Annotated in this window: 14 protein-coding genes; 8 read left to right on the top strand and 6 right to left on the bottom strand. The window is 69.7% G+C overall.

Translation table 11 applies throughout. The annotated features are described in order from the left end of the window. Window positions 1-31 precede the first annotated feature (31 nt). From FG323_RS18225 to FG323_RS18215, 3 genes are all read right to left on the bottom strand, one after another. Window positions 32-1645 (bottom strand): ABC-F family ATP-binding cassette domain-containing protein, encoded by a 1614-nt coding sequence (locus FG323_RS18225; protein ID WP_141456145.1) that lies wholly within the window; start codon window positions 1643-1645, stop codon window positions 32-34. Window positions 1646-1827: 182 nt separating this feature from the next. Next, on the bottom strand, window positions 1828-2352 hold the full coding sequence (locus tag FG323_RS18220) for a hypothetical protein (RefSeq protein ID WP_141456405.1): 525 nt from the start codon (window positions 2350-2352) through the stop codon (window positions 1828-1830). A 14-nt stretch (window positions 2353-2366) separates the two neighbouring features. Beyond that, window positions 2367-2858 (bottom strand): MOSC domain-containing protein, encoded by a 492-nt coding sequence (locus FG323_RS18215; protein WP_141456144.1) that lies wholly within the window; start codon window positions 2856-2858, stop codon window positions 2367-2369. A gap of 86 nt (window positions 2859-2944) precedes the next feature. On the opposite strand from FG323_RS18215, the gene FG323_RS18210 reads away from it, so the two are divergent. From FG323_RS18210 to FG323_RS18190, 5 genes are all read left to right on the top strand, one after another. After that, window positions 2945-3511, top strand: coding sequence for an N-acetylmuramoyl-L-alanine amidase (locus tag FG323_RS18210; RefSeq protein WP_141456143.1), 567 nt, complete (start codon window positions 2945-2947; stop codon window positions 3509-3511). 742 nt (window positions 3512-4253) lie between these two features. Next, the gene (gene tesB / locus FG323_RS18205; protein ID WP_141456142.1) at window positions 4254-5168 is read left to right on the top strand and encodes an acyl-CoA thioesterase II; all 915 of its coding nucleotides are present in this window, start codon (window positions 4254-4256) and stop codon (window positions 5166-5168) included. Between the two features lie 6 nt (window positions 5169-5174). Further along, window positions 5175-5699: a pathogenicity-like protein gene (locus FG323_RS18200; protein WP_141456141.1), complete on the top strand. Its 525-nt coding sequence runs from the start codon at window positions 5175-5177 to the stop codon at window positions 5697-5699. Window positions 5700-5767: 68 nt separating this feature from the next. Continuing rightward, entirely contained in the window at window positions 5768-7006 is a 1239-nt protein-coding gene (locus FG323_RS18195) for a sigma-70 family RNA polymerase sigma factor (protein WP_141456140.1), read from the top strand. Between the two features lie 441 nt (window positions 7007-7447). Then, a complete protein-coding gene (locus FG323_RS18190) occupies window positions 7448-8593 on the top strand; it encodes an RNA polymerase sigma factor (RefSeq protein WP_141456139.1) in 1146 nt (381 codons plus the stop codon). A 546-nt stretch (window positions 8594-9139) separates the two neighbouring features. On the opposite strand, the gene FG323_RS18185 is transcribed toward FG323_RS18190, so the two are convergent. Beyond that, window positions 9140-9865: a calcium-binding protein gene (locus FG323_RS18185; protein ID WP_141456138.1), complete on the bottom strand. Its 726-nt coding sequence runs from the start codon at window positions 9863-9865 to the stop codon at window positions 9140-9142. Between the two features lie 146 nt (window positions 9866-10011). Here FG323_RS18185 and FG323_RS18180 point away from each other — a divergent pair, with 146 nt between their 5' ends. The 3 genes from FG323_RS18180 to FG323_RS18170 are packed head-to-tail and all read left to right on the top strand — an operon-like array spanning window position 10012 to window position 12596. Further along, window positions 10012-10599, top strand: a complete 588-nt coding sequence (locus tag FG323_RS18180) for a phosphatase PAP2 family protein (protein ID WP_141456137.1) — start codon at window positions 10012-10014, stop codon at window positions 10597-10599. Then, window positions 10599-11336 (top strand): arginyltransferase, encoded by a 738-nt coding sequence (locus tag FG323_RS18175; protein WP_141456136.1) that lies wholly within the window; start codon window positions 10599-10601, stop codon window positions 11334-11336. The genes FG323_RS18180 and FG323_RS18175 overlap by 1 nt, the downstream gene beginning before the upstream one ends. 45 nt (window positions 11337-11381) lie before the next feature. Further along, complete coding sequence (locus tag FG323_RS18170; protein WP_141456135.1) at window positions 11382-12596, top strand: endonuclease/exonuclease/phosphatase family protein; 1215 nt, start codon at window positions 11382-11384, stop codon at window positions 12594-12596. Window positions 12597-12799: 203 nt separating this feature from the next. Here the strand turns inward: FG323_RS18170 and FG323_RS18165 are convergent, their stop codons facing one another. Together FG323_RS18165 and purT are read right to left on the bottom strand one after the other, a co-directional pair. Continuing rightward, window positions 12800-13093, bottom strand: coding sequence for a hypothetical protein (locus FG323_RS18165; protein WP_141456134.1), 294 nt, complete (start codon window positions 13091-13093; stop codon window positions 12800-12802). A gap of 10 nt (window positions 13094-13103) precedes the next feature. Continuing rightward, the gene (gene purT, locus FG323_RS18160) at window positions 13104-14288 is read right to left on the bottom strand and encodes a formate-dependent phosphoribosylglycinamide formyltransferase (protein WP_141456133.1); all 1185 of its coding nucleotides are present in this window, start codon (window positions 14286-14288) and stop codon (window positions 13104-13106) included. Window positions 14289-14315: the final 27 nt, after the last annotated feature.

Here is a 14315-nt window from a genome sequence, read left to right as displayed (position 1 = left end):
GAAACACACGGAAAACCGGCCCCGCGCGCGCTCAGGCGTGCGACAGGGCCCAGCTTTCCCGCGACAGGTGCAGGCGATGGGTCAGGTCCAGCCGTTCCAGCAGGGCCTCGTCGTGGGAGACCACGGCCAGCGCGCCGCGGTACTGGCGCAGCATGCTTTCCAGCGCGTCCAGCCCGGCCAGATCCAGATGGTTGCCGGGTTCGTCCAGCAGCAGCAGGCCCGCCGGCTGCGCGGCGTACAGCACGCAGGCCAGCGCGGCCTTGAGGCGCTCGCCGCCGCTGAGTTTCGCGCTGGGGCCGTCGATGTGGCCGGCGTCCAGCCCCAACAGCGCCAACCGGGTGCGCAGCGCGGCCTCGCCCGCGTCCGGGTTGGCCTCGCGCAACTGCGCCAACACGCTGGCGGCGGGATCCAGCCCGGCCAGGCGCTGATCCAGCCACGCCACCGGCACGTGCGCGCGGCGATGTCCGGACAAGAGCGGCACCTGCCCGGCCAGCACCTTCAGCAGCGTGGATTTGCCGCTGCCGTTGGCACCGGTGATGCCGATGCGCTGGCGCCCGGTGAGGGTGAGGTTCATGCCTTGGGCGGTGGCGGGTACGAACGGCAGCACCGCGTCTTCCAGGCGCAAGGCGATACGGTCCTGCGCGGAGGCCGCATCGGGCGCGAACAGGGCCAGTTCCACCGCGGGCTCCTGCCTGCGCGCGGCCTCGCGTAACTGCGCGCCGAGCTGTTCGCGCGCGGCCTGCTGGCGGGCGGCGAAACGGCCGGCGCTGTCCTCGCTGCGGTCCTTGCGCAGGCCCATCAGGATCGGTGCCTGGTTGGCGTCGCGCGCGTCGCGGTTGCCGCGCGCCTGCCGGCGTTGCTGGCGTTCGCGCTGTTCGCGCAGCGCGCGTTCCTGGCGCTGCACGGCGGCCTTGGTCTGCTCCAGTTCGCGCTGCGCCTGCGCCTGCTCCTCCGCCTTGCGCGCGGCGTAGAAACCATAACCGCCGCCGTAGGTCCGCAGGCCGTGCGGCGACAGTTCCTCGATGCGGGCGAAGGTGTCGAGCAGGCGGCGATCGTGGCTGATCACCAGCAGGCCGTTCTGCCATTGGGCGAGTTGCGCGTGCAGGCGCTGGCGTTGCGGCGCGTCGAGGTGGTTGCTGGGTTCGTCGAGGATCAGGAAGTCGGCCTCGGACAGGAACGCGCCGGCCAGCGCCACGCGCATCGCCTCGCCGCCGCTGAGGGTGTCGGCGGCGCGATCCGGCGCGAGATCCGGCAGGCCCTGCGCCTCCAATGCCTGCGCGAGTTGCTGGCGGATGTCCCAACGATCGCCCAACGCATCGAAATCGCGCACCTCGGCGCTGCCGGCCTCGATGCGCGCAAGCGCGTCCAGCGGACCATCGACGCCGGCGAGCGAGGCGACGGTGGCGCCGGGTGGCACGCGGATCTGTTGCGGCAGGTAGTGCACGCGGCCGCTGGCGGCGCGCTTGCCGGCGGTGGGTTCGACCTCTCCGGCCAGCAGGCGCGCAAGCACGCTCTTGCCCACGCCATTGCGCCCCACCAGCCCGGTCGGGGGGGCGTCCAGGTGCAGGTCGAGATCGGAGAAAAGGATCCTGCCGTCGGGCAGGGACAACGACGCGCGGTCGAGCGTCAGGAAAGGATTCGTCATGCGGATTCCATGTGATGCCACGGGAACTCCCTCGGCGCGGGGCCGGCGGGAACCTGGGCCGTCTGAAGCGACGGCGGCATCAATGGCGCATGGGCGTGGACACCTGGGACGAATCGAGGCCGCGATTCTAGCGGCAGTCGCGCGGCCGCGGCCAGACGCGGGCTGAACGCGGCGCGGCGGGGTTACAGCGAGGCGAGCAACTGGCCGAACGCGTCGGCGGAGGCTGCCACGTGCGAAGACAGGCGATGCGCGTCGTCGACCATCAGCAGGCGCGCGCGGCGGGCGTGCGCCCAGTCGACGACGAGCTGCGCGGGAATCAGTTCATCGTCCCAGCCGTGGATGACCGAAATCGGCACCGGCGCGGCGTCCAGTCCCGGCAGCGGCCCCATGGTGGTGGGCGGCGCCATCAGGAACAGGCCGCGCACCGGCACTTCCAGCGAGATGCGGCCGGCGATGTAGGCGCCGAGGCTGGAGCCGGCGAGCACCAGCGGGCCACGGCTGGCGGCGGCGAGCGCGAGGCCGCGCAGGCGTTCCAGCCGCGCGGGCACGTCACCGAGCGAGCTGATCTCGCGGCGCGCGTCCAGATCGGTGTAGTCGGGACGTTCGTGGGTCCAGCCCAGGCGCTCGGCGACGTCCGCCAGCGCGGTGACCTTGGTGGCGTCGGGGCCGCTTTCGAAACCGTGCGAGAGGATGCAGTGGCCGCGAATCCGGGAGGGCGGGCTCACAGCGCCTCCACGCGATCGCCGATGCGGAACACGCCGCCTTCGAGGATGCGCGCGCACAGGCCGCCGTGGCCGCGCATGGCGTTGTAGCCGCCCGGGCCGAGCGCGTCTTCCATGCGCGAACAGGGATCGCATTCGTCGGTGCCTTCCAGCACGACGTCGCCGATGCGGAAGCGGCGCTCCTTCAGCGCGATCAGCGGAATCCCGGAGACCACCACGTTCCGTCGCAGCAGCGCCGGTTGCAGATCCGCACGCGCGGCCAGCGCGGCGATGGCCGGCAGGTGTTCGGCCTGGATGAGGGTGATGCCGCGCTTGCCGCTGCCGCCGGCATAGCGGTCGCCGACCAGGCCGATGCCGGTGACGGCTTCGACCTGCTGCACCGGCACCATCGCCACGTCGCGGGCGGGACGCAGGCCAATCCATTCGACCTGGCCGGCGCGCGGCAGGCGGGCCATCAACTGGGCAAGCGGGGAATCGGGAGACAGGGGCATGGGGATCATCCCGCCGCGACGGCCGCGGCGCAGGCCGCCAGTTTACTTGAGCCGCGCGCCGGTATCGGCCTGCTAGCATGCCCGGCATGTCCGACGCGCCCGCCATCCACTCCGCTCCCCTGCCCTATGAAACCCGGCTGGAGCCGCGCCCGCTGGCACAGGTGGATCTGGTGGTGATCCATTGCACCGAGCTGCCGGATCTGGCGACGGCGCGGCGGTTTGGCGAGGAGATCCTGTATCCGGGGTCGGGTACCGGCAACAGCGGGCACTTCTATATCGATCGCGACGGCAGCGTGCACCAGTACGTGGCGCTGGACCGGGTGGCGCACCATGTGCGCGGTTACAACCCGCGCGCCATTGGCATCGAGCTGGTGAACATCGGCCGCTATCCGCATTGGCTGGCGAGCGACCACCAGCGGATGGAAGAGCCGTATACCGAAGCGCAGATCGAGGCGTTGATTGCGCTGCTGCGCTGGCTGCCGTCGCAACTGCCGGCGCTACGGTGGATTGCCGGGCACGAGGATCTGGATCGGACGCTGGAGCCGGCGAGCGATGATCCGGCGGTGCAGGTGCAGCGGAAACTGGATCCGGGGCCACTGTTCCCGTGGGAACGGGTGATGGTGGCGGTGGGGCTGACACGGTTGGAGCCCTGATGGGGTTTCCTTGTGGGAGCGACGTCAGTCGCGACCGGAAGCCATCGGGTCGCGACTGACGTCGCTCCTACAGGTGGGGGTTGTGGGTCTTCCCGCCAGAAGCAAATCCCCCTCGGTCCCCCTTCTGCGAAGGGGGAGGCAAAGCTTGCTTCCGAGCGGAATTTTGGTGGCGCATGTTTTTCCGTGGGAAACGGGCGATGGCAGCAGTGTGACTGGTGCGGTGGGTGCCCTGATGGGGTTTCTTTGTGGGAGCGACGTCAGTCGCGATTCGGGATCCCGGATTCGCGACTGACGTCGCTCCCACAGGTGGGGGTTGTGGGTTTTCCCGCCAAAAGCAAATCCCCCTCGGTCCCCCTTCTGCGAAGGGGGAGGCAAAGCTTGCTTCCGAGCGGAATTTTGGGCGGCGCATGTTTTCCGCAGATACAGGTGATGGCAGCAGTGTGACTGGTGCGGTGGGTGCCCTGATGGGGTTTCCTTGTGGGAGCGACGTCAGTCGCGATTCGGGATCCCGGATTCGCGACTGACGTCGCTCCCACAGGTGGGGGTTGTGGGTTTTCCCGCCAAAAGCAAATCCCCCTCGGTCCCCCTTCTGCGAAGGGGGAGGCAAGAGCGGGGATGTCCTCGATCTGATGCTCCAATCCCGAATCCCGAATCCCGAATCCCGAATGCCCAATCCGGCCCTGAGGCCCCAAGCCCCCGCCCCGTATAATCCCCACCCTTCCGACCCGCCTTGCGAGCCGCCGTGTCTGCCAAGCCCGAACCCGTCGTCAGCGAACTCATCGACCTGCTCTCGCTGGAGCGGCTGGAGGACAACCTGTTCCGGGGCCAGAGCCGCGATATCGGCACCAAGTACGTGTTCGGCGGGCAGGTGCTGGGACAGGCGCTGTCGGCCGCGCAGGCGACGGTGGAAGGTGAAGGCGAGCGCCGGGCGCATTCGCTGCATGCCTACTTCCTGCGCGCCGGCAACATCGAGGCGCCGATCGTCTACGAGGTGGATCGCACGCGCGATGGCGGCAGTTTCTCGGTGCGCCGGGTCACGGCGATCCAGCATGGGCGGGTGATCTTCTTCTGCGCGGCCTCGTTCCAGGGCGAGGAAGCCGGCGCGGAACACCAGTTGTCGATGCCCGAGGTGCCGCAGCCCGAGGACGTGACGCCGGCGCCGCCGGTGCCGGCCGAGGTGATGGCGACGCTGCCGATCAAGGTGCAGCGCTGGCTGTCGCGGCGCGGGCCGTTCGAGTTCCGCCACGTGTATCCGCGCGACGAACTGAATCCGCCCAAGCGGCCGCCGTTCCAGCAGGTGTGGTTCCGTCTGAGCGAGAAGGTCGGCGATTCGCCCGAGCTGCATCGCGCCCTGCTGGCCTACGCCTCCGATTTCCAGCTGCTGGGCACGGCGACCTATCCGCACGGCATCAGCTATTACCAGCCGAACGTGCAGATGGCCTCGCTGGATCACGCGCTGTGGTTCCACCGCCCGTTCCGCGCCGACGACTGGCTGCTGTATTCGATCGACAGCCCCAGCGCGCAGGGTTCGCGCGGGCTGGCGCGCGGGCAGATCTTCGATCGCCATGGCCGGCTGGTCGCCAGCACCGCCCAGGAAGGCCTGATCCGGGTGGTGCCCGACGCCCACGCTGCGGCCGCCGTGCCGGCGAAGGACTGATCGACGATGCGCCAGATTTTCACCAGCCAGCGTCTGGAAACCGTCGAGGGTGTGGCCAAGCTGCTGCGCGACGCCGGCATCGAGGTCCACATCAGCAACGAGCGCTCGTATCGCGGCAAGCGCGGCAGCCAGTTCCGCTATACCGAACCGGTGCCGAAGGGCCTGCAGCCGGCGGTGTGGGTGCGGCATCCGGAAGACCAGCCGCGCGCGCGCCAGATCCTGCGCGACGCCGGGCTGCTGGAAACCACCCGCCCCGGCGCGGGTCCGGCGCCGCTGACCTTCACCAGCACCCAGGACGATCCGCCGAAGCGCAACTCCTGGGCCTGGCGCATCCGCCTGATCCTGCTAGGCCTGATTGCGGTGGCGGCGGTGTTCACGGTGTTGCGCCACCGCGCGCCGCGCCCGGCCGCACCCGCTCCGGCGCCGGCCGCGGCACCCGCCGCGCCCACGCAGCCGGCACCCGCGCCCGCCGACGAGACCGAGGAAGACGACGCGGTGCGGGTACAGGTGAAGCCGGCTTCCGGAGGCTGATCCGGCTTGGTCACATTTTTCGGGCGGTCTCGTCCCGGGGACCAGGAACCCAAGGAAGCCCCGCCCCGATGAATGCCCAGACCCTCGACCTGATGCTGCAGCACGAGCTGCCCGCCGCCGCGCGTGGCAATCAGGATGCCTATGGCCGCATCGTCAGCGCCTGCCAGAACACGGTCACCGCGATCGCCTACGCCATCACTCGCGACGTGCAGGCCAGCGAGGACATCGCGCAGGAAGCCTTCCTGCGCGCCTGGCAGCGGCTCGACCGACTGAAGAACAGCGCCAGCTTCCTGCCCTGGCTGCGCCAGATAACCCGCAACCTGGCGCGCGACTACCTGCGCACCCAGCACCACAAGCCGATGTCGGGCGAAGCGGCGGAACTGGCGATCACCCTGACCGCCGATCCCTCGCCCTCGCCGGCCGAACGCCTGCTGCGCACCGAGGAGGAAATCGCCGCCGCCGACATCATCTCGTCGCTGCCGGAAGATGCCCGCGAAACCCTGCTGCTGTTCTATCGCGAAGGGCAGAGCTCGCTGCAGGTGGCCGAATTGCTGGGCCTGAGCGACGCGGCGGTGCGCAAGCGCCTGTCGCGTGCGCGCGGCATCGTGCGCGAGGAAATGCTGAAGCGTTTCGGCGAGTTCGCCCGCTCCACCGCGCCCGGCGCGGCCTTCACCGTGCTGGTGGTCAGCGGGCTGATGGGTGCGGCGCCGGTCGCCAGCGCCGCCATCGCCATCGGCGCCGGCGCGGTCGGCGTGGGTTCGGCCAGTGCCGGCAAGCTGGGCGCCAGCGGGCTGGGCGTTTCGTCGCTGTCCGGCGGCACCGCGATGGGCACGCTGATGGGCGCCTACGACACGCTGGCCCACGGCGGCGTCACCGCCGGTTTCTCGCTGGGCGCGGTGATCGGCGGCGTGGTCGGTGGCGCGCTGGGCACGTACTTCGGTGGCCGCCTGCTGCTGAGTTTTGCCGATACCGAAACCGAACGCGCGCAGTTGCGCCGCTTCATCCGCATGAACACCGCTACCGCGGCGGCGGTCGGTGTCAGCATCATGGCCGCCGCCGCCCTCAGCCGCAGTTGGTTGCCGATGACGCTGGCGGCGGCGATCGGCATGGCCGTCATCAACTACCAGTGCCTGGTGCCGCTGCGCCGGATGATGAAGCCCATGGTGGCGCGCGATATCGCCCGGCGTGGACACAGACGCGGCGCGTGGCTGTACGAGAGCATGTACGGCGCGACCGGGGTGGTGATCGCCTCGGTGCTGGCGCTGGGCGGGATGATCGTGTCGATGAAGGTGTCGGGGCGGTTTTGAGTTTTGGGGGAGGCTGTGCAGGCTTTCGGCCGTCACTACCTCGCACCGCCGTACCTGCGGGCGCTGACCTTGCCCCCATCCCAACCCTCCCCCGCTTGCGGGGGAAGGGGCGAAGTACGCATCAAGTACCTTCCTCCATCTCTTGAGGATGGTGGCAGCGTACGGACACGGCTCCCTCCCCCGCGTGCGGGGGAGGGTTGGGGTGGGGGCCAATGCCGCAGCCCGCTCCCGTACCGCCCCCCGCGAACGTCGATGCATCGCGCCGGAACGACGATGACGGGGTTTCCGGATTGCCCTACCCCGTCATCCAGGCGAACGCTGGAACTTTGCCCCCATCCCAACCTTCCCCCGCACGCGGGGGAAGGGGCGAAAAAAGCACCGGGTCACATCGCGTCTCCCCAGGCGTCTGTGCTTCCATAGCCGCCTGGGAGCCGACCACCGATGACCGCCGCCACGCTGGAATTGACCCTGCGCCATGAGTTTCCCGCCGCCCAGCGGGGGGATCGCGATGCCTACGGGCGGATAATCAGCGCCTGCCAGAACACCGTCACCGCGATTGCATATGCGATCACCCGGGACGTGCACGCCAGCGAGGACATCGCCCAGGAAGCCTTCCTGAAGGCGTGGAAGCACCTCGGCAGCCTCAAGAATCCGGACAGCCTGCTGCCGTGGCTGCGCCAGATCACCCGCAATCTGGCGCGCGACCACCTGCGCGCCGGGCAGTACCGGCCGCTCACCGGCGAAGGCGCCGACATCGCCATCGAACTGGCCACCGACACCGCGCCCACGCCGGCCGAGCTGGTGTTGCAGACCGAGCAGGAACGGGTGGCCGCCGACGTCATCGCCGCGCTGCCGGAAGACAGCCGCGAAGTGCTGCTGCTGTACTACCGGGAAAGCCAGAGCTCGCAGCAGGTCGCGCACCTGCTGGGACTGACCGATGCGGCGGTGCGCAAGCGCCTGTCGCGGGCACGCGGTTACGTGCGCGAGGAATTGATGAAGCATTTCGGCGAGTTCGCCCGCAGCAGCGCGCCGGGCGCGGCGTTCGCCAGCATCGTGCTGGGCGCGCTGGCGGTGGGCGCGCCGCCGACCGCCGCCGCGGCGGTGCTGGGCACCGGTTCGGCGCTGGCGGGCAAAGGCCTGCTGAAAGTGCTGGGCGCATCGTTCGGTGCGGTCGCCGTCGGCCTGATCGGCGGCATCGGCTCGGTCTGGTTCGGTATCCGCAAGCAGTTGCGCGATCCGCTGGATGCGCGGGAGCGGCGGGCGCTGATTGCCTACGGCACCGTCAACACGCTGATGATCCTGGCGTTCCTCGCCGGTGCGCTCGCGCTGCAGAAGGTGCCGGGCTGGATTCCGCACCTCCTGCTCACCGCCGCCTATTGCGGCGGCATCATGTGGTCGTGCAGCCGCTGGCTGCCGCGGATCCTGGCGCGCCGGCGCGCGCGCGACATGCAGTTGGACCCGGTGGCCGAAACCGCCGACGCGGTGCGCCGGCGCAAGTGGCGGATCGTCGGGGTCACCGTGGGACTGGTGCTGGGGTTCGGCGGCCTGCTGTATGGGTTGATTGCAAGTGGGCGGCTGGTGTTCTGAGCGGGTTGCCGTGGGCGCTTCATTCGTCCGCCAGCGAAAGCCCGGTGCCATGCGATTCGGGACGTGCGGGATGGAGCCTGCCCGTACCTGGTGTTTCCGGCCGTTCGATGTCCCATCGCGACTGACGTCGCTCCCACAAGGGATTGTGCAGGCAGGAGCGGCGTCAGCCGCAACCGTGGTCGACGCCGATTGCAGGAAGTTCTGCCGGGGATGGATGGCCGGTCGCACACGGGTTCCGGCGCTTCGATTTTTTCGTCGCGACTGACGTCGCTCCTACAAGGCGGTTTGCTTGGGGACCCAACCGCTCCAGCCCCACCGCCGCCATCACCGATTTACGGAAACGCGTGCGCCGCGCAGGATTCAGACCGGAAACAGGCTTTGCCTCTCCCTTCGTAGAAGGGGGACCGAGGGGGATTTGCTCTTGGCACCTTTCGCAAGGGCATCACAGCCCTATGTGGGGGCGGCCATGACTCCGAACGGCGGGATATCGCAGACACGACACCGGCCGCGCTTGGCGGCCGGTGTGCGGTACCATGATTGCGCGGCTCAGCGCGGCGAACGCGGCTTCAGTTCGTCCTGGCTGAGGAAGCCGTCCTTGTTCGCGTCGAGCTGATCGAAACGCTCCGCCAGGCGCGACTTGCCCTTGGCTTCATCGCGGCTGATGCGGCCGTCCTTGTTGGCGTCGGCGGCGGCGAAGCGTTCGGCGCCACGCGCCTGCATGCGCTGCTGGAACTGCGCGCGCCGGTTGGCATCGGCGGTGTCGATCTCGGCGCGGGTCAGCTTGCCGTCCTTGTCGGTGTCGGCGCCGGCGAACCATTCGTCACGACGCTGCTTGCCGCGCAGCTCGCGATCCTTGGCATCGACGTAGCCGTCACCGTTCGCATCCATCCTGGCGAAATGCTCGGCGAAGCGCGGCTGCTTGCCGGCCTCGGCCTTGCTGATGCGGCCGTCGCCGTCGGTGTCCAGTTGCTTCATCATGCCGCCGTGGCCACCGTGGCCACGACGGTGGCCGCCGCCGTCCATGCCGTGGCGGCGATGCGGGCGTTCCTCGGCGCTGAGCTTGCCGTCCTTGTTCTTGTCGAGCGTGTCGAAACGCTCGGCCAGGCGCGGATGCGCGGCGGCTTCGGCGCGATCGACGACGCCGTCGCCGTTCTTGTCCAGGACCGGACGCGAGGCGCCTGCGGCCGGCGCGGACTGGGTGGCGGCGAAGGCGGTACCGGCGGCGAGCGCGGTCAGCACGGCCACCACGAGCAGGGTCTTGTTGCGGGTCATGTTCGGGTTCTCCTGATCACGCGGCGCGGTTGCGCCACTGCCCGGGAAAACGCCCGGCCGCCGCCACGGTTGACGCGGCGACGAACGGATTCAGCTTCCGGCCGGTCGCATGCACCGCGACGACGGCGGCGCAGTATGCTGGCCGCATGGTCCACGCCTTCGCCCGCGCCGTTTCCATCCTCGGACACCCGATGCTGGTGCTGCCGGTGGCGGCGCTGCTGCTGGCGACACGCACCCTGGGCGTGCGCGAGGCGGCGTGGATGGCGTTGGGCTTCGCCGCGTTCGCCGCGCTGGTGATGGGCTGGTCGGGATGGCAGGTGCGGCGTGGCCGCTGGCAACACGTGGACGCCAGCCGGCACGAGGAACGCCGGACCTTGAACCGCTTCCTGCTGGTCGCGCTGGCGCTGGCGGCGGTGCTGGGCTGGGTCGCCGGCCAGCCGGTGCAGCTGGCGCTGGGACTGATCCTGGCGGCGGCGCTGATCGCGGTGGCGATGCTCGGTGCGCGATGGTGCAAGCTGTCGCTGCACATGGCCTTCGTCATCTACGCGGCGATCCTGCTGTCGCAGATCCATCCGGGCTGGGGCATCGCCGGCTTGGCGTTCGCCGCGCTGGTGGCGTGGTCGCGGCTGAAACTGCGCCGGCACGTGCCGCGTGATCTGGTCGCCGGCGCGCTGGCCGGCGCGTGCGCGGGCGGCCTGTTCGTCTGGCTCGCGCCGAAACTGGCGGGGGCGTGATGGGCAACAATCCTCCGCAGCCGGCCGAAGACCTGCGCCTGTTCCATACCGGCGAACATCCCTGCGGCTACTGGCCGGATCGCAACGCGCGCGATCTGGTGCTGGATCCGCGCGATCCGCGCCTGCCGATGTTCTATCCGAACGCGCTGGCATGGGGTTTCCGTCGATCCGGCGACATCGTCTACCGGCCGCATTGCCTGGGCTGCCAGGCATGCGTGGCGGTACGGATTCCGGTGGAACGGTTCCAGCCGGATCGCAGCCAGCGTCGTTGCGCGCGGCAGAATCCGGACGTGGACGTGCGGGTGATGGCGGCCGAGCGCAGCGAGGAGCACGTCGCGCTGTACCAGCGCTACCTGACCGCGCGGCACCCGCTGGGCGGCATGGACGATCACGGCGCGGTCGAGTTCGAGCAGTTCCTGATCGGTAGCTGGGCCAACAGCCGCTTCCTGGAACTGCGCGAACACGGACGGCTACTGGCGGTGGCGGTCACCGACGTGCTGCCGGAAGCGCTGTCGGCGGTCTACACCTTCTACGATCCGGATCTGGCCGCGCGCGGGCTGGGCACGCTGGCGATCCTGCGCCAGATTGACTGGGCGCGCCGCGAGGGCCTGCCGCACCTGTACCTGGGCTACTGGATCCACGGCCACCGCAAGATGGACTACAAGCGCCGCTTCCAGCCACTGGAAGCCTACGACGGCCGCGGATGGCGGGACTTCCAGCCGCCGCCGGATCCGTAACCGTGCTGTCATCGGCGGCGCTGGTGCCCATGTCAGAATGGCGGCATGCGAACCTTCCTCCTGCCCGCCTGCCTGCTTTCCCTGCTCACGGCCTGCGTGAACGTCAACGTGCACGGTGATCCCGCCGCCGCCCTCGCCGACAGCCCCGCGCGCCTGCGCGTGGCCACCTACAACACCTCGCTGTATTCGGACGAAGCCGGCGGCGTGATCCGCGAACTGGAAGGCGACAGCACGCATGCGCGCAAGATCGCCGCGGTGCTGCAGAAGGTGCGGCCGGATCTGGTGCTGCTCAACGAGTTCGACTACGACGAGGCACATCGGGCGGCGGATCTGTTCCAGCAGCGTTATCTGGAAGTGGCCCAGCCCGGCGGCGGCGAAGCGCTGCGCTATCCCTACCGCTATCTGGCGCCGGTCAACACCGGCGTGCCCAGCGGACTGGATCTGGACAACAACGGCGAAGCCGGCGGCGAAGGCCGCGCGCGCGGCAACGATGCCTGGGGCTACGGCCTGCACCCGGGCCAGTACGGCATGCTGGTGCTGTCGAAGCATCCCATCGATGCCGCGCAGGTGCGCACGTTCCAACTGCTGCGCTGGAGCGCCCTGCCCGGCGCGGCGCGTCCGGTGGATCCGGCCACCGGCAAATCCTGGTATCGCGACGAGGTGTGGTCAAAGCTGCGGCTGTCGTCGAAGTCGCACTGGGACGTGCCGGTACGCACGCCCTCGGGCGTGGTGCATTTCCTGGTCTCGCATCCGACCCCGCCGGTGTTCGATGGCCCGGAGGATCGCAACGGTGCGCGCAACCACGACGAACTGCGCCTGTGGCACGAGTACATCAGTGCCGGCGACAAGCCCTGGCTGTGCGACGACGCGGGCGTCTGCGGCGGGCTGGCGCAGGACGCACGCTTCGTCATCGCCGGTGATCTCAACAACGATCCGGTCGATGGCGACGGCCGCCACGAGGCGATCCTGGAACTGCTGGAGCATCCACGGGTGATGCGCCACGCCACCCCGCAGAGCCGCGGCGGCGCCGAGACCGCCGAAGCCTACGCCGCCAAGGGCATCGCCCATCGCGGCGCGCCCGGCCACGTCACCGGCGATTTCGGCCCGAAGGCCGGCGCGATGCGGCTGGACTACGTGCTGCCCTCGACCGGCTTCGCCTACGAAGGCGGCGGCGTGTTCTGGCCCGCGAAAGCCGAGCCGGACGCCACCATCGCCGATGGCAGCGATCATCATCTGGTGTGGGCGGATTTGAAGCCCTGAGGGCTGTTTCTTCCCTTGTGGGAGCGACGTCAGTCGCGACCGTGCGCAACACTGATTGAGGCAAGCGCGGCGCAGGGGGACGGATGACCGTGCTCCCCCCGCTGTTCCTTGCCCGTCTGTTTTTCCGTCGCGACTCACGTCGCTCCCACAAGGGCACTTTCCTGTGGGAGCGACGTGAGTCGCGAATGCGGGAAGTCGGGCGCCTACGACCCCACCACCGTCGTGCGCGGGCTGAAGCCGATGGCGCCGTCGCTGCGGGCGGAGACGATCATCTTGACCATGCTGCCGGGGATCATCACTTCGATCTGCACGGTCTTGCCGTCGGGCGCGAGGCCTTCCAGGGTCATTTCGATCAGCGCGCCAGCGGTGTCGATCTCACGGCACAGGATGTGCGGCTCGCCACCTTCCACCTGCACCAGATAGGGCTTGATCGCCTCGCCCAGCGCTTCCAGCGCCTGCGGGAAGAAGAACACCGCGTAGCCTTCATTTCCGTTCATGGTCCGATCCTTACTTGAGTTCGATGCCGAGGGCTTCGGCGGCGTCGCGCGCGATGGCGCGGGCGGTGTCGATGTCGGCGGCGCGCGCCAGGGTCACGCCGACCCGGCGATGGCCCTCCACGCGCGGTTTGCCGAACAGGCGCAGCGCGGTGTCCGGCGCCACCAATGCCTTGTTCACATTCGAGAACACCGGCACGCCATGGCCGTGCGCCAGCACCGCACAGGAGGCCGACGGGCCCTGCTGGCGGATGACCGGAACCGGCAGGCCAAGGATCGCGCGCGCATGCAGCGCGAATTCGCTCAGCTCCTGCGAGACCAGGGTGACCAGGCCGGTGTCGTGCGGACGCGGCGAGACTTCGCTGAACCACACCTCGTCACCCTTCACGAACAACTCCACCCCGAACACGCCCCAGCCGCCCAGGTTGTCGGTGACCGCGCGCGCCACCGCCTGCGCGTTTTCCAGCGCGCGCGCCGACATCGGCTGCGGCTGCCAGCTCTCGCGGTAGTCGCCGTCGCGCTGCAGGTGGCCGATGGGTTCGCAGAACGAGGTGCCGCCAGCGTGGCGCACGGTCAGCAGGGTGATTTCGTAGTCGAAGTCGATGAAGCCCTCGACGATGCAGCGACCAGCGCCCGCGCGGCCGCCGGTCTGCGCGTACTCCCAGGCCGGCGCGATGTCGGCGTCTTCGCGCACCGTGCTCTGGCCCTTGCCGGAGGACGACATCACCGGCTTGACCACGCATGGCAGGCCGATCGCGGCAATGGCCTCGCGATACTCCACCTCGGTATCGACGAAGCGGTACGGCGAAGTCGGCAGTCCCAGGGTTTCGGCGGCCAGCCGGCGGATGCCTTCGCGATCCATGGTCAGGCGGGCGGCGCGGGCGGTCGGGATGACCCGGGCGGCGCCCTCGGCCTCCAGCGCCACCAGGGTGTCGGTGTGGATGGCCTCGATCTCCGGGACGATCACGTGCGGGCGTTCCCGCGCGATCAGCGCGCGCACCGCGGCCGGATCCAGCATGTCCAGCACGTGCGCCCGGTGCGCGACCTGCATGGCCGGGGCGTCGGCGTAGCGGTCGGCGGCGATGACTTCCACGCCCAGCCGCTGCAGCTCCAGCGCGACCTCCTTGCCCAGTTCACCGGACCCCAGCAGCAGGACCCGGGTGGCGTGGGGGCTGAGCGGGGTACCGAGGTCGACCATGGGGCGGGATTCCGATGCGGGGAGGAG

It is taken from the genome of Pseudoxanthomonas sp. z9, from assembly GCF_006542425.1.
Taxonomy (GTDB): domain Bacteria; phylum Pseudomonadota; class Gammaproteobacteria; order Xanthomonadales; family Xanthomonadaceae; genus Pseudoxanthomonas_A.
This window is presented reverse-complemented; position numbering and strand designations above follow the sequence as displayed.

Bases quoted from the DNA above. Each gene is read 5' to 3' on its own strand.
- FG323_RS18225 (WP_141456145.1), bottom strand. From the start codon at position 1,645: ATGACGAATCCTTTCCTGACGCTCGACCGCGCGTCGTTGTCCCTGCCC.
- FG323_RS18215 (WP_141456144.1), bottom strand. From the start codon at position 2,858: ATGCCCCTGTCTCCCGATTCCCCGCTTGCCCAGTTGATGGCCCGCCTG.
- FG323_RS18210 (WP_141456143.1), top strand. From the start codon at position 2,945: ATGTCCGACGCGCCCGCCATCCACTCCGCTCCCCTGCCCTATGAAACC.
- FG323_RS18200 (WP_141456141.1), top strand. From the start codon at position 5,175: ATGCGCCAGATTTTCACCAGCCAGCGTCTGGAAACCGTCGAGGGTGTG.
- FG323_RS18195 (WP_141456140.1), top strand. From the start codon at position 5,768: ATGAATGCCCAGACCCTCGACCTGATGCTGCAGCACGAGCTGCCCGCC.
- FG323_RS18190 (WP_141456139.1), top strand. From the start codon at position 7,448: ATGACCGCCGCCACGCTGGAATTGACCCTGCGCCATGAGTTTCCCGCC.
- FG323_RS18185 (WP_141456138.1), bottom strand. From the start codon at position 9,865: ATGACCCGCAACAAGACCCTGCTCGTGGTGGCCGTGCTGACCGCGCTC.
- FG323_RS18180 (WP_141456137.1), top strand. From the start codon at position 10,012: ATGGTCCACGCCTTCGCCCGCGCCGTTTCCATCCTCGGACACCCGATG.
- FG323_RS18175 (WP_141456136.1), top strand. From the start codon at position 10,599: ATGGGCAACAATCCTCCGCAGCCGGCCGAAGACCTGCGCCTGTTCCAT.
- FG323_RS18170 (WP_141456135.1), top strand. From the start codon at position 11,382: ATGCGAACCTTCCTCCTGCCCGCCTGCCTGCTTTCCCTGCTCACGGCC.
- FG323_RS18165 (WP_141456134.1), bottom strand. From the start codon at position 13,093: ATGAACGGAAATGAAGGCTACGCGGTGTTCTTCTTCCCGCAGGCGCTG.
- purT (WP_141456133.1), bottom strand. From the start codon at position 14,288: ATGGTCGACCTCGGTACCCCGCTCAGCCCCCACGCCACCCGGGTCCTG.